The sequence below is a fragment of the Yersinia alsatica genome, assembly GCF_025133195.1.
GTDB classification, from domain to species: Bacteria; Pseudomonadota; Gammaproteobacteria; order Enterobacterales; family Enterobacteriaceae; genus Yersinia; species Yersinia alsatica.
On record NZ_CP104006.1, the window covers coordinates 826,583 to 844,293 of the forward strand.

Sequence of the window (17,711 nt, forward strand, 5' to 3'; positions counted from 1 at the left end):
ATGCGGGCTGTGAATATGCAACAGATAAAAAAGTGAAGAAAAACGTGAATACACAACAATTGGCGAAACTACGTACTATCGTGCCCGAGATGCGTCGCGTCCGGCACATTCACTTTGTTGGCATCGGTGGTGCTGGCATGGGTGGTATCGCTGAAGTGTTGGCAAACGAAGGTTATCAGATTAGTGGTTCAGATTTGGCACCCAACCCGGTAACCCAGCATTTGACTTCATTGGGCGCACAGATTTATTTCCACCACCGTCCAGAAAACGTACTGGACGCCAGTGTAGTAGTGGTTTCAACAGCAATTTCTGCGGATAACCCGGAAATTGTTGCCGCTCGCGAGGCACGTATTCCGGTGATCCGCCGCGCCGAGATGCTGGCTGAATTAATGCGTTATCGCCATGGGATTGCAGTTGCTGGCACCCACGGTAAAACCACCACCACGGCGATGGTTTCCAGTATTTATGCCGAAGCGGGTCTGGACCCAACGTTTGTTAATGGTGGATTGGTGAAAGCCGCTGGTACTCATGCTCGTTTGGGTTCCAGCCGCTACCTGATTGCGGAAGCCGATGAGAGTGATGCGTCATTCTTACATTTGCAGCCGATGGTGGCGATTGTCACCAATATCGAAGCCGACCATATGGATACCTATCAGGGCGACTTTGAGAATTTAAAACAGACATTTATTAATTTTCTGCACAACTTGCCGTTTTATGGCCGTGCCGTGATGTGTATCGATGACCCTGTAGTGCGTGAGTTATTACCGCGTGTGGGCCGCCATATCACCACTTACGGCTTCAGTGATGATGCTGATGTGCAGATTGCCAGCTATCGTCAGGAAGGCCCGCAGGGGCACTTCACACTGAAGCGCCTGGATAAGCCGTTGATGACCGTGACCTTGAATGCGCCGGGCCGTCATAACGCACTGAATGCGGCAGCTGCGGTGGCAGTGGCGACCGAAGAAGGCATTGAAGACGATGACATCCTGCGTGCGTTGGCAGGATTCCAGGGGACAGGCCGCCGTTTTGATTTCCTTGGCAACTTCCCGCTGGCACCGGTCAATGGCAAAGAGGGCAGCGTGATGTTGGTCGATGACTATGGTCATCATCCGACAGAAGTGGATGCCACAGTTAAAGCAGCGCGTGCCGGCTGGCCGGATAAACGTATCGTGATGGTTTTCCAGCCGCATCGTTATACCCGTACTCGTGATCTGTATGACGATTTTGCCAATGTATTATCGCAGGTTGATGTTTTGCTGATGTTGGATGTGTATGCCGCCGGTGAACCGCCGATCCCAGGGGCAGATAGCCGCTCGTTGTGCCGTACCATCCGTAATCGTGGCAAGTTGGACCCGATTTTGGTTTCAGACAGTGAGACCGTACCTGAAGTGTTGGCGCAAGTGCTGAATGGCGATGACCTGATTCTGGTTCAGGGCGCTGGCAACATTGGTAAAATTGCCCGTAAATTGGCTGAGCTTAAATTGCAGCCACAGAAAAAAGACGAGGAACATCATGGCTGAGAAAGTCGCGGTACTGCTGGGTGGTACCTCCGCTGAACGTGAAGTGTCATTGCTTTCAGGTCAGGCTGTTTTAGCGGGCTTAATAGAAGCGGGTATCGATGCACATGGCGTTGATACCAAAGACTTTCCAGTCACTCAGCTTAAAGAACAGGGTTTTGATAAAGTCTTTATCGCTCTGCATGGTCGCGGGGGTGAAGACGGTACGCTGCAAGGTGTGTTGGAGTTTCTGCAACTGCCTTATACCGGCAGCGGCGTGATGGCTTCAGCGCTGACGATGGACAAATTGCGCACAAAATTGGTGTGGCAAGCTTCAGGTTTGCCAATTTCACCTTATGTCGCACTAAATCATCAACAGTTTGAAACACTTTCGTCAGAGGAATTGTCGGCATGTGTCGCTAAGCTTGGCCTGCCATTAATCGTTAAGCCAAGCCACGAAGGCTCTAGTGTCGGGATGAGCAAGGTTGATCAAGCCAGTGAGCTACAAGATGCCTTGGTTGAAGCTTTTCGCCATGACAGTGATGTGCTGATTGAGAAATGGTTGAGCGGGCCGGAATTCACGGTCGCAATTCTGGGTGACGAGGTTTTGCCGTCTATCCGGATTCAGGCTCCCGGTGTGTTTTATGATTATGAAGCAAAATATCTGTCCGACGAAACTCAATACTTCTGCCCAAGTGGCTTGAGTGCCGAGTTAGAACAACAGTTGGCAGAACTGGCATTACAGGCTTATCAGGCGCTGGGTTGCAGTGGCTGGGGGCGGGTTGATGTGATGCAAGACAGCGATGGCCGTTTCTATCTGCTTGAAGTGAATACTTCTCCGGGTATGACCAGCCACAGTCTAGTGCCGATGGCTGCACGCGAGTCAGGGTTGAGTTTCTCCCAACTGGTGGCCCGAATTCTGATGTTGGCTGACTGATATGTCGCAAGCTGCCCTGAATGCGCGTGAACGTGCGGCGGAAAATAGCGCAGCCCGGCGCAGTAACGGAGGCCAATTAGCGGGGCTGATTTTCCTGCTGATGGTGCTGGGAACCATCCTCTGGGGTGGATGGGTGGTGGTGGGGTGGATGAAAGATGCCAGCCGACTGCCACTGTCGAAACTGGTGGTGACGGGTGAGCGGCATTACACCACCAATGATGATATTCGCCAGGCGATTCTGGCATTGGGCGCACCGGGTACTTTTATGACGCAGGATGTCAACATCATCCAGCAGCAGATTGAAAGGCTCCCTTGGATTCAGCAGGCCAGTGTGCGTAAACAGTGGCCGGATGAGCTGAAAATCCATCTGGTGGAGTATGTGCCCTTTGCCCGCTGGAATGATTTGCATATGGTTGATGAGCAGGGGCGTTCATTCAGTGTTCCGTCTGAGCGAATCGGCAAGCAGAGATTGCCATTACTGTATGGCCCGGAAGGCAGCGAACAGGATGTTCTGGAAGGCTACCGGGCAATGAACAAGGTGTTAGCGGCCAATAAGTATCAGCTAAAAATGGTGGCGATGAGTGCCAGACATTCTTGGCAGTTGGCCTTAGATAATGATGTTCGGCTGGAGCTGGGACGGGATGACCGGATGGGGCGTTTGCAACGTTTCATTAAGTTATATCCGATGTTGCAACAGCAGCCAGATAAACGGGTCAGTTATGTTGATTTGCGATATGAGGCAGGGGCTGCAATAGGTTGGGCACCGGTATTTATCGGCAGTCAGGGTGGTGAGCCACCAATAAATGGCCAGCAGAACAGTAATCAGCAACAGAATCAGGCACAGGCAAAACAACAATGATCAAGTCGACGGACAGAAAACTGGTAGTAGGTCTTGAGATCGGAACGGCAAAGGTCTCCGCATTGGTAGGGGAAGTTCTGCCCGATGGCATGGTCAATATTATTGGGGTAGGCAGTTGCCCATCCCGTGGCATGGATAAGGGTGGGGTTAACGACCTTGAATCGGTAGTGAAATGCGTACAGCGCGCTATCGATCAGGCTGAGTTAATGGCAGATTGCCAAATTTCATCTGTCTATCTGGCATTGTCGGGTAAACATATCAGTTGTCAGAATGAAATAGGGATGGTTCCTATTTCGGAAGAGGAAGTAACTCAGGAAGATGTAGAAAACGTAGTGCATACCGCGAAGTCGGTGCGTGTGCGTGATGAGCATCGTATCTTGCATGTTATTCCGCAGGAATATGCCATTGATTATCAGGAAGGTATTAAAAATCCTGTTGGTCTTTCTGGCGTGCGGATGCAGGCCAAGGTACATCTGATTACCTGCCATAACGATATGGCGAAGAATATTGTTAAAGCGGTGGAACGTTGTGGTCTGAAAGTGGACCAACTGATTTTCGCCGGTTTGGCCGCAAGTTATGCAGTATTGACCGAAGATGAACGTGAGCTGGGTGTCTGTGTTGTCGACATCGGCGGTGGCACCATGGATATGGCGGTTTATACCGGTGGGGCATTGCGCCATACCAAAGTTATCCCTTACGCCGGGAACGTGGTCACCAGCGACATAGCTTATGCCTTCGGGACACCGCCAACAGATGCGGAAGCGATTAAAGTTCGACACGGCTGTGCGCTCGGGTCGATAGTCAGCAAGGACGAAAGTGTAGAAGTGCCAAGTGTTGGCGGACGCCCTCCACGTAGTCTGCAAAGACAGACACTCGCAGAGGTTATAGAACCACGCTACACCGAGTTGCTGAATTTGGTTAATGACGAGATTTTACAATTGCAGGAGCAATTACGTCAGCAAGGCGTGAAGCATCATCTGGCAGCCGGTATCGTGCTGACAGGCGGAGCGGCACAAATTGATGGTTTGGCTGAATGCGCTCAAAGGGTATTTCATGCCCAGGTACGTATCGGTCAACCGCTCAATATCACCGGGCTGACGGATTATGCACAGGAACCTTATTACTCCACTGCTGTTGGGTTGTTGCACTATGGTAAAGAATCTCATCTCAGTGGTGAGTCAGAAGTAGAAAAACGTGCCTCAGTGGGCAATTGGTTTAAACGTATCAATAGCTGGCTGAGAAAAGAGTTTTAATGTTTCAACAAAGAGATCATGCTGAACATATTTTTTGATCTCGAAGCGACAGGCACAAAACGGAGAGAAACTATGTTTGAACCTATGGAACTAACCAATGACGCGGTGATTAAAGTCATCGGCGTCGGTGGTGGCGGTGGTAATGCCGTCGAACACATGGTGCGCGAGCGCATCGAAGGTGTTGAATTCTTCGCCGTTAATACAGACGCTCAGGCGCTACGTAAGACGGCTGTTGGCCAAACTATCCAAATTGGTAGCGGTATTACCAAAGGTTTGGGTGCTGGCGCAAACCCAGAAGTGGGTCGTACTTCAGCTGAAGAAGACCGTGAAGCTCTGCGTGCAGCCCTTGAAGGCGCAGACATGGTGTTCATCGCCGCAGGTATGGGCGGTGGTACTGGTACTGGTGCCGCTCCGGTGGTTGCTGAAGTGGCAAAAGAACTGGGTATTCTGACAGTTGCTGTGGTTACCAAGCCTTTCAATTTCGAAGGCAAGAAACGCATGGCATTTGCTGAGCAGGGTATTGCTGAACTGTCCAAGCATGTGGACTCACTGATCACTATTCCGAACGATAAGTTGCTAAAAGTTCTGGGTCGTGGCATCTCCTTACTGGATGCATTCGGTGCAGCTAACGACGTATTGAAAGGCGCTGTTCAGGGTATCGCCGAACTGATTACCCGCCCAGGCCTGATGAACGTCGACTTCGCTGACGTGCGCACTGTGATGTCCGAAATGGGTTATGCCATGATGGGCTCTGGTGTTGCTTGCGGCGAAGATCGTGCTGAAGAAGCAGCAGAAATGGCTATCTCCAGTCCATTGCTGGAAGATATCGACCTGTCTGGTGCTCGTGGCGTTCTGGTTAACATCACGGCTGGTTTCGACTTGCGTTTGGACGAATTCGAAACTGTGGGTAATACTATCCGTGCATTCGCGTCTGACAATGCGACCGTAGTTATCGGTACATCATTAGACCCGGAAATGAACGATGAACTGCGCGTAACTGTTGTTGCGACCGGCATCGGCATGGACAAACGCCCTGAAATTACGCTGGTTACCAACAAGCAAACACAGCCTGTTATGGACCACCGTTACCAGCAGCATGGTATGTCTCCTTTACCTCAGGAAGTTAAACCTGCGGCTAAAGTGGTCAATGATCCAACTGCTCAAACCAATAAAGAGCCCGATTATTTGGATATTCCGGCATTTTTGCGTAAGCAAGCCGATTAATTTCCGAAAAAATTGGAATCTCCGCTCTTTGTGCTAAACTGTCCCGCCGATCTTGTTATAAGCTTGATCGGTAGGATGGATAACATTGCGAGATAAAACGATGATCAAACAAAGGACTTTAAAACGTATTGTTCAGGCGACTGGCGTCGGTTTGCACACCGGTAAAAAAGTCACACTGACAATGCGACCCGCGCCGGCTAATACCGGGGTCATCTATCGTCGCACTGACTTGAATCCACCGGTTGATTTTCCGGCAGATGCAAAATCCGTGCGTGATACCATGCTCTGTACTTGCCTGGTCAATGAGCATGACGTGCGTATTTCTACTGTTGAGCATCTCAACGCTGCTCTGGCAGGGTTAGGGATTGATAACATTATTATTGAAGTTAACGCTCCCGAAGTACCGATTATGGACGGTAGTGCCAGTCCATTTGTGTACTTGCTGCTGGATGCCGGTATCGAAGAGTTAAACTCTGCGAAGAAATTCCTGCGTCTGAAAGAGACTGTGCGGGTTGAAGACGGTGATAAATGGGCTGAATTGTCTCCATTCAATGGATTCCGTTTAGATTTTACCATTGATTTTAATCACCCGGCGATTGACTCAAGTACTCAGCGCTACCGTTTAGATTTCTCGGCCGATTCATTCGTCCGCCAAATCAGCCGTGCGCGTACTTTTGGTTTCATGCGTGATATCGAATATCTGCAGTCCCGTGGTTTGTGCCTGGGCGGTAGTTTCGATTGTGCCATCGTGGTAGATGATTACCGCGTGCTGAACGAAGATGGCCTGCGCTTCGAAGATGAATTTGTTCGTCACAAAATGCTGGACGCTATTGGCGACCTGTTTATGTGCGGCCACAATATTATTGGCGCATTTACTGCGTACAAATCTGGTCATGCACTAAACAACAAGCTATTGCAGGCTGTTTTAGCTAAGCAAGAAGCTTGGGAATATGTGACGTTCCAAGACGAAGCCGAAATGCCATTGGCATTCAAAGCTCCGTCTACAGTATTAGCCTACTAAGTTTATTTATCACTTTTGGTTGCGTTGGCACTCTCTCCGGCCAACGCAGCCAATCGTTCCAATATCGTCCTCAGTTTTTCAGGGCTACGGCTCGCTAATCCTCTTAATTCCTTAGCACTTTCTAAGCTTAAATGACGTAATGGCGGCGATTTCTCAGAATTTTGCGTAGATTTTGCGATATCTTGCGTAATGTTATGGCCCTTGGCCATTAACGACGGATTAATCCTGATGTCGATTGAAGACAATGATGGTAGAATTTGCGCTCGTAGTGCGGAGAGTAGCGCAGGTTGTTCATAACGTAAGCGCATTAACCAGCTGGCGTTAGCGGTCTCTAGCACTAAAACACTCTGTCGATAGTTAGCGACACGGCACCACGGCTGCAACTGTGAAGGGAGCAATCCTTTTACTGCACGGTTAAGTTTTAACAGTGCTGTAGCGCGTTGTTGTACGTTATGCAGCGGTCCGTTTTCTGCTGCAATGGCATCATCGAACAGAACATCTAATAATTGTGGGCGGCTTTCACGCATTGACAAGGCTCCGGCGGATTTTAAACTCGTGATCGGTATTCTAAATCGTTGGCGACAATTTGGCAGACGTTATTTCTGGCCGCATCTCCTATTGGGGATGGTAGCGGCGAGTCTTGGCGTGCCATCAAATCTGTCTGGCGTTCCTGATCAAGCTGCAATCCCCAATACATCATCAAGCCAAAGCCGTCAGAATTACGGCGCGACAAACTTTAATAGTTTGGCATTGCTGCATGATATGCATCGTCGCCCTTCATTCAGCGTAGACTACTGGCAACAGCATGCACTGCGCACGGTTATTCGTCACCTTTCATTTGCACTGGCTCCCCAAGCGGCTTATGCCAGAGTGCAGGAAGTTGCAGAAGTCGAACAGGTGCAGCCATCACAAATTCAGCAACTTGCATTGCTGGATACGCTGAATGCGCTTCTGACTCATGAGTTCAAGCCACCCGCCATCATTCGCTATACCGAGCAGGTTGAACGGCCAGTCCTATCGTTACATAAACCTGGACTTTGGCTTGCACAAGTGCAAGGCATCCGAGCCGGGCCTGCCATTTTAAGCTAACTATTCTCTTGGTTTACCCCAATTTTATACAACCTTTGGCCGCCGGTTTGGTGGTCTTGTAAGAGATATTAAGAATCATGCTAATCAAATTATTAACCAAAGTTTTTGGCAGCCGTAACGATCGTACCCTGCGCCGTATGCAGAAAGTGGTTGATCTTATCAACCGCATGGAACCTGAAATTGAAAAACTGACCGATGCTGAATTACGTGCCAAAACTGATGAATTCCGCGAGCGCCTGGCAAAAGGTGCAGTGCTGGAAACTCTGATTCCTGAGGCTTTTGCTGTGGTGCGCGAAGCCAGTAAACGTGTGTTCGGTATGCGTCACTTCGACGTGCAGCTGCTGGGCGGTATGGTACTGAATGAGCGATGCATTGCAGAAATGCGTACTGGTGAAGGTAAAACACTGACCGCAACACTGCCAGCTTACCTGAATGCGTTGAGTGGCCGTGGTGTTCACGTAGTTACCGTCAACGACTACTTGGCTCAACGTGACGCCGAAAATAACCGTCCACTATTTGAGTTCTTGGGCCTGAGTGTTGGTATCAACTTGCCGAATATGACGGCACCAGCTAAGCGCGCTGCTTATGCTGCAGATATCACCTACGGGACTAACAACGAATACGGTTTTGACTATCTGCGTGACAACATGGCGTTCAGCCCGGAAGAGCGCGTACAGCGTCCGCTGCACTATGCATTGGTGGATGAAGTTGACTCCATCTTGATCGACGAAGCTCGTACTCCGCTGATTATCTCTGGCCCAGCTGAAGATAGCTCCGAGATGTATATTCGGGTTAACAAGCTGATTCCAAAACTGATTCGTCAAGAAAAAGAAGACTCCGACAGCTTCCAGGGTGAAGGGCACTTCTCCGTAGATGAAAAATCACGTCAGGTTCACCTGACTGAACGCGGTCTGATTCTGATTGAACAAATGTTAGTGGAAGCGGGCATCATGGACGAAGGGGAGTCGCTGTATTCTCCAAGTAACATCATGTTAATGCACCATGTTACTGCGGCTCTGCGTGCTCACGTTCTGTTTACCCGTGATGTTGATTACATCGTGAAAGATGGTGAAGTTATCATCGTTGATGAGCACACTGGCCGTACCATGCAAGGTCGTCGTTGGTCCGATGGCTTGCATCAGGCAGTTGAGGCGAAAGAAGGCGTAGAAATTCAGAACGAAAACCAGACGCTGGCTTCTATCACTTTCCAGAACTACTTCCGTCTCTATGAAAAACTGGCCGGTATGACCGGTACTGCGGATACCGAAGCGTTCGAATTCAGCTCTATTTATAAGCTGGACACCATCGTTGTACCCACCAACCGCCCAATGATCCGTAAGGATTTAGCTGATTTGGTCTATATGACTGAACAGGAAAAGATTGGCGCAATCATCGAAGATATCCGTGAACGTACTGCGAACGGCCAACCAGTATTGGTGGGTACTATCTCGATTGAGAAGTCTGAAGTGGTGTCTGCTGAGTTAACCAAAGCCGGTATCGAACATAAAGTTCTGAACGCCAAGTTCCACGCCATGGAAGCGGAAATCGTTTCTCAAGCCGGTCAGCCGGGAGCGGTAACTATCGCGACCAACATGGCGGGTCGTGGTACTGACATCGTGTTAGGCGGCAGTTGGCAGAGTGAGATTGCCCTGCTGGAAGACCCAACTGAAGACCAAATTGCGGCGATTAAAGCGGCATGGCAGATTCGTCATGATGCGGTACTGGCATCGGGTGGTTTGCATATCATTGGTACTGAGCGCCATGAATCGCGTCGTATCGATAACCAGTTACGTGGTCGTGCGGGTCGTCAGGGGGATGCCGGTTCTTCACGTTTCTACCTGTCAATGGAAGATGCTTTGATGCGTATTTTTGCCTCTGACCGTGTGTCTGGCATGATGCGTAAATTGGGTATGAAGCCGGGCGAAGCGATTGAGCACCCATGGGTCACCAAAGCTATTGCCAACGCGCAGCGTAAAGTTGAAAGCCGTAACTTCGATATCCGTAAGCAATTGCTTGAATATGATGATGTGGCAAACGACCAGCGCCGGGCGATATACAGCCAGCGTAATGAGCTGTTGGATGTGTCTGATGTTAGCGAAACCATCAACAGCATCCGTGAAGACGTTTTCAAAACGGTTATCGACAGCTATATCCCAACCCAGTCTCTGGAGGAAATGTGGGATGTTGAGGGTCTGGAACAGCGTCTGAAAAATGATTTCGACCTGGACATGCCGATCGCTCAATGGCTTGAAGATGAGCCACAGTTGCATGAAGAAACATTGCGTGAGCGAATCCTGCAACAAGCTATCGAAGTGTATCACCGCAAAGAAGAAGTGGTTGGCATTGACATGATGCGCAACTTCGAGAAAGGCGTGATGTTACAAACACTTGATTCCTTGTGGAAAGAGCATTTGGCTGCCATGGATTACCTGCGTCAGGGTATCCATCTGCGTGGCTACGCACAGAAAGATCCTAAGCAAGAATATAAGCGTGAATCTTTCGCCATGTTTGCTGCCATGCTGGAATCACTGAAATATGAAGTGATCAGTGTGCTGAGCAAAGTACAGGTGCGGATGCCAGAAGAAGTTGAAGCACTGGAAGTACAGCGCCGTGAAGAATCTGAGCGTTTGGCTAAACAGCAACAACTGAGCCATCAGTCTGATAACAGTGCATTGATGTCGCAGGAAGAAGTCAGTGTTGCTGCCAGCCTTGAGCGCAAAGTGGGGCGTAATGATCCATGCCCATGTGGTTCAGGCAAAAAATACAAACAGTGCCACGGCCGTTTACAGTAATATTTTAGGCTAGGATCGATACTGTTAATGAGGGCGGCGTAAAAACCGCCCTTTATTTTGGCTCTTTTTTGCCGTTCGATTTTAGGAAAAACAATCAGGGGAAGGCTTAGGCTAGCGTTTATGTCCCTTTCAGGAGCGAGAGAATTGAAACACTTACATATTGCTGTGGGGATTATTTGTAACGCACAGCGGGAGATTTTTATTACTCAGCGCGCGGTTGATTCTCATATGGCCGGTTTTTGGGAGTTCCCCGGCGGTAAGGTTGAGCAGGGAGAGACACCAGAGCTAGCTTTGCAGCGCGAACTGTTGGAAGAAACCGGCATTGTGGTGCGAAACGCCGCTTTATTTAAAGTGCTTGAACATGCTTATGCTGACCGTATCGTGACACTACATTTTTATATAGTTGACGCTTGGGATGGCGAACCTTTTGGTCGTGAAGGGCAACCGATGCGCTGGGTGAAACAATCTGAGTTGTTGGCGCAAGAATTTCCGCCTGCTAATACCGCCATCATAGAATTACTCACTGCATAATGCAGGCCACTAATATGATTGGTATTTGATCTGAGGCGAATGGAGCGGATGATTTGCTCCATTCTTGCGAAACAGTAACCAGTGGTTAAAACGATCAGTGCTTGAGAGGGTCTTCTTCAGTCCATTCATCACTGTCGGATTGTTCACCATGGCTAGGTATACGTTTCTCTTCATCTGCCCATTCACCTAAGTCAATAAGCTGGCAACGCTTGCAACAGAAAGGGCGATAAGGGCTTTGTTCACCCCAGATCACTACTTTTCCACATGTTGGGCAATTAACCTCTATTTCTTCGGTTTCCATGTTTTTTCTCCTAAAATCTATCAACTTAGCAGCAGGCCAATTCAAACGATAAACGAGCTGGCACGGTGCCATTTTCACTATCAAGTGGTAAGAAGCGAATGGCATATCGTGTTTTATGACCAGAAATCTGCGGATACAGTTGCGGCTCTAGCGGTAGACGCAATCTGAGCAAATCGGCCCCTTCCGCATTGTCTTGGAAGAAGCCATTTAAGCTGATTTGTGCTCGTAACGGACCTGATTGGCGAATTAAATCTAAAATGATGGTCAGTGATTGATTGAGTGGCGTCAGGCTTGCCAGTAATTTAACAATATGCTGATTGCGCTGATCTTGCGGTTGGTGCAACCAGGTATGCAAAGTGGGCAAATCAAAACTACAGCAGCCACCGGGGATACTTAGACGCTGACGAACAACACTGATTAAACGGTCTTCTTTTAATGACTGGCCGATACGCGGCGCAGACATTAATACTGAGGCTCGGTTTTTTAGCTGACTGCGCAGTGAATCCACCCGTGAAATATCGACACCGGGCATATCAGCCCACTGCTGCAACTTTTGCTGCTGGCGTTCAAGCTCCTTAAGCAAATCAGTCCGAACTTCACCGCGCTCAAGAACATCGATTAAATCAGATGCAGTTCGGAAAAACGTCAATGCACTAGCAATATTATCTAACGAACGTTGGCTTTCTAATTGTTGTAGTAAAAACTCCATTCTCAGCCAGGTACGCATTTTTTCATTAAGCGGATGTTCAAAAAGTATTGTTGAGGTGAGGTCACTCATCGATATAGATCCTGTTGGGCCGCAGCTGCCAATTTTAAATACTGTTGGTGTAATGCAGCAACTTGCGGGGCGATAACTAAGGGATCGCCGCTATTGTCAATAATGTCATCAGCACAGGCCAGCCGCTGCTGCCGCGAAACCTGTGAGGCTAAAATATGTTCTGCCTGTTGGCGGGTAATGCCATCTCTCGCTATGGTACGAGCGAGTTGTATATCAGGTGCAACATCTACCACTAACACACGATTAGCACGGTGGTGTAAACCATTTTCAACCAGCAGAGGAACAACCCAAAGTACGTATGGTTTATCAATAGCCACGAGTTGGCGCTGAGTTTCCTGCTGAATCAATGGATGCAACAATGAATTTAACCATGCTTTTTCCTGTGGCTCACTGAAAATTTTTTCGCGCAATGCTGCCCGGTTCAATGTGCCATCGGCCTGCAAGATAGTTTCACCATAGTGGGAAGCGATAGCCGCTAGTGCTGGCATCCCCGGTTCAACAACCTGACGAGCAATAATATCAGCATCAACAAGGGGCACTCCGAGGTTGGCGAATGCATCCGCTACTGTACTTTTACCGCTGCCAATGCCACCGGTGAGGGCCACAATATAGGTCATTGCCTAGCCTTGCATACTGTTAATGAGTGGCCGAATTGTATCTGAAAGCAGGTGCGAAGGCATAGCAAGGTATGCATTCTGTTTGAACTACGTGGAAAAATATATGAAGTGAACACGGTGATAAATGAGCTGTCGGCACTCTTCAGGTAATTTGTGGGATTGTAGCGTAAATAAAGGTGCATTCGCAGTCTTGCCGTAGAATTATTCATGCGTATGATAGCTTCACTGGGATGGCGTGATTTACGCCGGATCACATTTTGCGATCTATCGCCACTAACCAGGAAATAATCAGCCATGCGTATTGAAGAAGGTTTGAAATTAGGCTTTAAAGATGTGTTAATCCGTCCAAAGCGTTCAACGCTGAAAAGTCGCTCTGAAGTGGAACTGGAACGCCAGTTTACCTTCAAACATTCAGGTTGGAATTGGTCTGGTGTACCTATCATCGCCGCTAATATGGATACTGTTGGCACCTTCCGCATGGCAGAAGTCCTGGCATCATTTGATGTTCTTACCGCAGTTCACAAACACTACAGTGTTGAGCAATGGGGCGAGTTTGTTAAACGAGTTCCTGAATCTGTATTGCGCCATGTCATGGTCTCAACCGGGACTTCCTCTGCCGATTTCGACAAAATGAAGCAAATTTTGGCATTATCGCCGGCATTAAAATTTATCTGCATCGATGTCGCTAATGGCTACTCTGAGCATTTTGTCTCCTTCCTGCAAAAAGCACGCGAAGCTTGCCCAGATAAAGTCATTTGTGCCGGTAATGTGGTGACTGGCGAGATGGTAGAAGAACTTATTCTTTCGGGCGCTGACATTGTTAAAGTGGGTATTGGCCCGGGTTCGGTCTGTACCACTCGTGTTAAAACCGGTGTTGGTTATCCACAATTATCAGCAGTAATCGAATGTGCTGATGCCGCTCATGGCTTGGGTGGTCAGATTGTCAGTGATGGCGGCTGTTCAGTGCCGGGTGATGTGGCAAAAGCTTTTGGTGGCGGTGCTGACTTTGTCATGCTGGGCGGTATGCTAGCTGGGCACGACGAGTGCGAAGGGCGTGTGGTTGAAGAGAATGGCGAGAAGTTTATGCTGTTCTACGGTATGAGCTCTGAGTCTGCGATGAAACGTCATGTGGGTGGTGTTGCTGAATACCGCGCCGCAGAAGGTAAAACGGTTAAATTGCCATTACGTGGTCCCGTTGATAACACTGTTCGCGACATTATGGGCGGCTTGCGTTCAGCTTGTACCTATGTAGGGGCTTCGCATTTAAAAGAGCTGACTAAACGCACAACATTTATCCGTGTTGCAGAGCAAGAAAACCGAGTGTTTGGCAGTAATTAATATCTGATTTCAGATGACGTTTAAGCATTGATATGAAAAGGGCGTATTCACTCAACGCCCTTTTTCTATGGCTCTCCTTACGCAGTCTTAGCCGCAAGCTCCCTTATTTTGATACCTTTATTGACCTTACCCGATAACATCTCCTAATTGGAATATGGGTAAATACATCGCAATCACTAAAATCCCAGCAATGCCGCCAATAATTAGCATTAAAAGTGGCTCCAACATTTGAGTCAGATTATCAGCCAAATCTTGGGTTTGCTGCTGATGCCAATTTGCCAGTTTTTCTAGTAGCACATCCAGTGCACCAGATTCCTCACCGACACGAACCATTTGTTGGCATAAGGGAGGAAATAGTTGTTGTTGGGCAAGGGCTATATGCAGAGGAACGCCTTGGTTAATTTGTGTTTGAATATGCCTCAGTGCTTGCTGATAGCTGCTGTTATTGATGGATACGAGTGCCGCATCCAATCCCGCCGTCAGTGGTAATCCCGCATGTTGGGTCATCGCCAGTGTTTGGAACACTTGGCTAAGGCAGCTACCGCGAATGAGTGCTGAAACAACAGGAAGACGCAATAAAAGCCTTTGTTCCGCTTGTCGCCAGCGAGTTTGATGTTTTCGTATATACAGATATCCAATACAAAGTAACACCATTAACAATGCTATAAATGGCCCATAAGCAGTAATGAATGCCGACATCAATAGCAGTGCGGCGGTCAGTGCCGGTAATGGCGTATCGAATGATTGATATATTTGTGCAAACTCAGGTAGCACCAAGACCAGCATGAGGATGCTAACAGCCAGTGCAATAACACAGACAAATACCGGATACTTGAGTGCCTTAACCACTTTCTTTTGCAGTTTTTGCTGGCGCTCCTGATGATGTACTAACTGAATACAGCATTGTTCAAGATTCCCAGTGAGTTCCCCCATGGCAATGACTGGGGGATATAATTGAGGGAACGTATTAGGGTAGCGAGCTATCACTTCTGATAATGATTGCCCCTGTGACACCCGCTGGCTTATCTCCTGCAATAAGCATTGCCAAGGGAGGGCATCCATTTCTTTGGCTAATAGTTGCAAACTATTGACCAAAGGCAGCCCAGCTTGCAGCAAAGTGGCTAATTGACGAGTAACCGCGACTAGCCGATCTCCTCGCCAGTAGCCAATTGATAACCGTTTGCCACCCTTAACGCCTAAGGGTTGCAATCCATGACGAAGCATATGTTCATAGACAATATTTCTCTCTGTTGCCAATAGCGCACCTGTTTGTAGCTGGCCTTCAGTGTTAATGGCCCTCCAGTAAAATAATCGCTGATAACTCAATGCACTACCTCGTGTTCTGCTAACAACCCTACTACACGATTAATTTCAGCGAGACTCGTCATGCCGCTTTCGACCAATGCTAAGCCTGCGCAGAGTAATGTTATTTGTTCTTGATCTTGCGCCATTCGCGTGAGCTCTGACGGGCTGACATTATTGAGTAGAGCTTGTTGAATTGACGGGGTTATATTTAACATTTCGTAAATTCCTGTTCGGCCATAATAGCCAGCACAACAATGTTCGCAGCCGACAGCAAGATAATGCTGCAATGGCGTTGTTCGCACACCAGAAGGGGCCTGAAAAAGTGTGGGTGATACCTGTCGGCAGTGTAGGCACAATTTGCGCACCAAACGTTGGGCGATAACTAATATCAAGCTGGACGCAATTAAGTGGCGCTCTATTCCCATTTGTGTCAGACGTATTAGCGTCTCGGCAGTTGAGTTGGTATGTAATGTAGAAAGAACCAAATGCCCGGTAAGTGCCGCCTTAACAGCTATTTCAGCTGTTTCATTATCCCGAATTTCACCGAGCATAATGACATCTGGATCCTGTCGCAGCATTGCACGTAATACACTCGAGAAATCGAGCCCAATCTTATTGTTGGTCTGAGTCTGATTGATACCATCAACTTGGATTTCGATAGGATCTTCAGCACTACAGATATTGATTTGTGGTTGGTTAAGTTGGTCCAAACTGCAATACAGAGTCACTGTCTTGCCACTACCGGTCGGCCCGGTGACCAGAACTAAACCCTGTGGTGCGGATAATGCTCGTGATAACTGTTGATGGGCGATTGTAGTTAACCCCAGTTTTTCGAGCGTAGGTTTCTGCTGGGTGTTCAGAATTCTCAGTACGACTTTCTCGCCATACTGCACCGGAAGAGTCGCTATTCTCATGGAATAGCGGACGCCGTCTAACAACAGAGCGAGTTGACCATCCTGTGATAACCGCTTTTCAGCAATATTCAGTTTAGCCATGACCTTCAGGCAGCTACTGATTCGACTGGCTAATTCGGCTATGGGCGGTGGAGCCTCATGCAGTACACCGTCAATTCTTAATCGGATGCGATAGTGATGCTGATAAGGTTCAAAATGGATATCTGATGCCCGCTTTGCAATGGCTAGCCTCAGTGTTTGGGTTATAAATTGGATAACAGGAATATCACTTTCGTTATCCAACTGCATTTCATCGGAATTTTGTAGTGACAGGTTTGATGATGTAGCCCCAAGCGGTTCCCTGCCTTTTACTGCGCTTTCCTGATGGGATTCTTTGGATTTAGTGTCTTCGAATAACTCCAGATTTAATGATTGTTCAATTTTGGCTTCTGGCCAATATTCCACTCTTATCTTGCGGCCACAAGTAAAGCGCAGTGCCGTTAATAGTTCATCATCGACGGGGCTTGATGAGGCGATAGACAAATTCTGACCATCAAGAGTTAGAGCTATTGTTCGATGACGGCGACAAAGTGTGTGTAATTCATCACTAATTATTTGGGGTGAGGATGCCATAAATTCACTCATTCTATTGAGGCCTTATCATTGAAACGGAACACGCTGTTACAGCTATCAGTAAGGCTGCTATCTTTAGCTGTACATGTTCTTGTCCAGGTGACATTCCCACTCTGATTGAATGTCGGCGACATCGCCAACGTCAAATCGGTAAGAGTGTGCAGGCCCGTCAATGTAATCACCCCCTTATTAATAGCTGTGGTGCTAACGTAACGTGACTTTTCCCCTGCTGGAATCCCATGCTTGCCTGCATTACAGCTATCAAGGCTGGCATGTTCCATAGCGCAAAGCTCTACCGCCATTTTGTAGGGAACGATGGTTTGTAACATATCGGTGAGTGCTGCTTTCTGGATATAACGCTGATAGGACGGGATGCCAATGCCGCTGAGAACAGCAATGATGGCAATCGCGACCATCAATTCAATTAATGTAAAACCTTGTTGATTAGCCATATAGCACTTTCCTTGTGTGTGAGAAAACGAGGTAAGAGTGCCGCTTTTTAATTTATGGCAATAGGGGCATTACATTGATTTGCGAAGCGTACTGTCGAATATTTAGGTCGTTGCAATAGCGGGACAGATAACTTCGGCGGGGTTCGCAAAACAGAATCAGAGTCTGTTAATGGTTGTATTCCGCCGAAGATA

The 17,711-nt window shown here is 48.2% G+C and carries 17 protein-coding genes; 10 read left to right on the top strand and 7 right to left on the bottom strand.

From position 1 onward, the window contains the following. Positions 1–44: 44 nt before the first annotated feature. The 6 genes from murC (at position 45) to lpxC (ending at position 6,790) form a co-directional block, all read left to right on the top strand. Positions 45–1,520: a UDP-N-acetylmuramate--L-alanine ligase gene (gene murC / locus N0H69_RS03625; RefSeq protein ID WP_050106630.1), complete on the top strand. Its 1,476-nt coding sequence runs from the start codon at positions 45–47 to the stop codon at positions 1,518–1,520. Then, entirely contained in the window at positions 1,513–2,433 is a 921-nt protein-coding gene (locus tag N0H69_RS03630; RefSeq protein ID WP_050150333.1) for a D-alanine--D-alanine ligase, read from the top strand. Before murC ends, N0H69_RS03630 begins: the two co-directional genes overlap by 8 nt. 1 nt (position 2,434) lies before the next feature. Continuing rightward, the gene (ftsQ, locus tag N0H69_RS03635; protein WP_050150332.1) at positions 2,435–3,292 is read left to right on the top strand and encodes a cell division protein FtsQ; all 858 of its coding nucleotides are present in this window, start codon (positions 2,435–2,437) and stop codon (positions 3,290–3,292) included. Further along, positions 3,289–4,545: a cell division protein FtsA gene (gene ftsA, locus N0H69_RS03640; protein WP_002210431.1), complete on the top strand. Its 1,257-nt coding sequence runs from the start codon at positions 3,289–3,291 to the stop codon at positions 4,543–4,545. The genes ftsQ and ftsA overlap by 4 nt, the downstream gene beginning before the upstream one ends. A 72-nt stretch (positions 4,546–4,617) precedes the next feature. Then, positions 4,618–5,769 (top strand): cell division protein FtsZ, encoded by a 1,152-nt coding sequence (gene ftsZ / locus N0H69_RS03645; protein WP_004706197.1) that lies wholly within the window; start codon positions 4,618–4,620, stop codon positions 5,767–5,769. Between the two features lie 100 nt (positions 5,770–5,869). Next, positions 5,870–6,790 (top strand): UDP-3-O-acyl-N-acetylglucosamine deacetylase, encoded by a 921-nt coding sequence (gene lpxC, locus N0H69_RS03650; RefSeq protein ID WP_050100472.1) that lies wholly within the window; start codon positions 5,870–5,872, stop codon positions 6,788–6,790. A gap of 2 nt (positions 6,791–6,792) precedes the next feature. Here lpxC and N0H69_RS03655 read toward each other — a convergent pair whose 3' ends face one another. Continuing rightward, positions 6,793–7,317, bottom strand: a complete 525-nt coding sequence (locus tag N0H69_RS03655) for a DUF721 domain-containing protein (RefSeq protein ID WP_050121563.1) — start codon at positions 7,315–7,317, stop codon at positions 6,793–6,795. Between the two features lie 28 nt (positions 7,318–7,345). On the opposite strand from N0H69_RS03655, the gene secM reads away from it, so the two are divergent. From secM to mutT, 3 genes are all read left to right on the top strand, one after another. After that, positions 7,346–7,879 carry a secA translation cis-regulator SecM gene (secM, locus tag N0H69_RS03660; protein ID WP_050106548.1) on the top strand — a complete coding sequence of 178 codons (534 nt, stop codon included), beginning with the start codon at positions 7,346–7,348 and terminating at the stop codon, positions 7,877–7,879. Between the two features lie 77 nt (positions 7,880–7,956). Beyond that, positions 7,957–10,671 (top strand): preprotein translocase subunit SecA, encoded by a 2,715-nt coding sequence (secA, locus tag N0H69_RS03665; protein WP_050106547.1) that lies wholly within the window; start codon positions 7,957–7,959, stop codon positions 10,669–10,671. A 144-nt stretch (positions 10,672–10,815) separates the two neighbouring features. Further along, positions 10,816–11,202 carry an 8-oxo-dGTP diphosphatase MutT gene (gene mutT / locus N0H69_RS03670; RefSeq protein ID WP_050121562.1) on the top strand — a complete coding sequence of 129 codons (387 nt, stop codon included), beginning with the start codon at positions 10,816–10,818 and terminating at the stop codon, positions 11,200–11,202. 94 nt (positions 11,203–11,296) lie between these two features. On the opposite strand, the gene yacG is transcribed toward mutT, so the two are convergent. The 3 genes from yacG to coaE are packed head-to-tail and all read right to left on the bottom strand — an operon-like array spanning position 11,297 to position 12,898. Continuing rightward, a complete protein-coding gene (gene yacG, locus N0H69_RS03675; RefSeq protein WP_050106545.1) occupies positions 11,297–11,503 on the bottom strand; it encodes a DNA gyrase inhibitor YacG in 207 nt (68 codons plus the stop codon). Positions 11,504–11,528: 25 nt separating this feature from the next. Next, complete coding sequence (zapD, locus tag N0H69_RS03680) at positions 11,529–12,281, bottom strand: cell division protein ZapD (protein WP_050150330.1); 753 nt, start codon at positions 12,279–12,281, stop codon at positions 11,529–11,531. Further along, positions 12,278–12,898, bottom strand: a complete 621-nt coding sequence (gene coaE / locus N0H69_RS03685; protein WP_050150327.1) for a dephospho-CoA kinase — start codon at positions 12,896–12,898, stop codon at positions 12,278–12,280. Before coaE ends, zapD begins: the two co-directional genes overlap by 4 nt. Before the next feature lie 294 nt (positions 12,899–13,192). On the opposite strand from coaE, the gene N0H69_RS03690 reads away from it, so the two are divergent. Next, positions 13,193–14,236 carry a GMP reductase gene (locus tag N0H69_RS03690; RefSeq protein ID WP_050106542.1) on the top strand — a complete coding sequence of 348 codons (1,044 nt, stop codon included), beginning with the start codon at positions 13,193–13,195 and terminating at the stop codon, positions 14,234–14,236. Positions 14,237–14,362: 126 nt separating this feature from the next. Here the strand turns inward: N0H69_RS03690 and hofC are convergent, their stop codons facing one another. The 3 genes from hofC to ppdD are packed head-to-tail and all read right to left on the bottom strand — an operon-like array spanning position 14,363 to position 17,519. Next, the gene (hofC, locus tag N0H69_RS03695; RefSeq protein ID WP_050150325.1) at positions 14,363–15,562 is read right to left on the bottom strand and encodes a protein transport protein HofC; all 1,200 of its coding nucleotides are present in this window, start codon (positions 15,560–15,562) and stop codon (positions 14,363–14,365) included. Beyond that, a complete protein-coding gene (gene gspE, locus N0H69_RS03700) occupies positions 15,559–17,079 on the bottom strand; it encodes a type II secretion system protein GspE (protein WP_050150323.1) in 1,521 nt (506 codons plus the stop codon). The genes hofC and gspE overlap by 4 nt, the downstream gene beginning before the upstream one ends. Then, on the bottom strand, positions 17,076–17,519 hold the full coding sequence (gene ppdD, locus N0H69_RS03705) for a prepilin peptidase-dependent pilin (protein WP_050106539.1): 444 nt from the start codon (positions 17,517–17,519) through the stop codon (positions 17,076–17,078). The genes gspE and ppdD overlap by 4 nt, the downstream gene beginning before the upstream one ends. Positions 17,520–17,711 lie beyond the last annotated feature (192 nt).

What these genes read in the sequence shown, in the direction of transcription:
- secA (WP_050106547.1), top strand. Translation starts at nt 7,957, where the DNA reads ATGCTAATCAAATTATTAACCAAAGTTTTTGGCAGCCGTAACGATCGT.
- coaE (WP_050150327.1), bottom strand. Translation starts at nt 12,898, where the DNA reads ATGACCTATATTGTGGCCCTCACCGGTGGCATTGGCAGCGGTAAAAGT.
- lpxC (WP_050100472.1), top strand. Translation starts at nt 5,870, where the DNA reads ATGATCAAACAAAGGACTTTAAAACGTATTGTTCAGGCGACTGGCGTC.
- ppdD (WP_050106539.1), bottom strand. Translation starts at nt 17,519, where the DNA reads ATGGCTAATCAACAAGGTTTTACATTAATTGAATTGATGGTCGCGATT.
- ftsZ (WP_004706197.1), top strand. Translation starts at nt 4,618, where the DNA reads ATGTTTGAACCTATGGAACTAACCAATGACGCGGTGATTAAAGTCATC.
- ftsQ (WP_050150332.1), top strand. Translation starts at nt 2,435, where the DNA reads ATGTCGCAAGCTGCCCTGAATGCGCGTGAACGTGCGGCGGAAAATAGC.
- ftsA (WP_002210431.1), top strand. Translation starts at nt 3,289, where the DNA reads ATGATCAAGTCGACGGACAGAAAACTGGTAGTAGGTCTTGAGATCGGA.
- gspE (WP_050150323.1), bottom strand. Translation starts at nt 17,079, where the DNA reads ATGAGTGAATTTATGGCATCCTCACCCCAAATAATTAGTGATGAATTA.
- zapD (WP_050150330.1), bottom strand. Translation starts at nt 12,281, where the DNA reads ATGAGTGACCTCACCTCAACAATACTTTTTGAACATCCGCTTAATGAA.
- yacG (WP_050106545.1), bottom strand. Translation starts at nt 11,503, where the DNA reads ATGGAAACCGAAGAAATAGAGGTTAATTGCCCAACATGTGGAAAAGTA.
- N0H69_RS03690 (WP_050106542.1), top strand. Translation starts at nt 13,193, where the DNA reads ATGCGTATTGAAGAAGGTTTGAAATTAGGCTTTAAAGATGTGTTAATC.
- N0H69_RS03630 (WP_050150333.1), top strand. Translation starts at nt 1,513, where the DNA reads ATGGCTGAGAAAGTCGCGGTACTGCTGGGTGGTACCTCCGCTGAACGT.
- N0H69_RS03655 (WP_050121563.1), bottom strand. Translation starts at nt 7,317, where the DNA reads ATGCGTGAAAGCCGCCCACAATTATTAGATGTTCTGTTCGATGATGCC.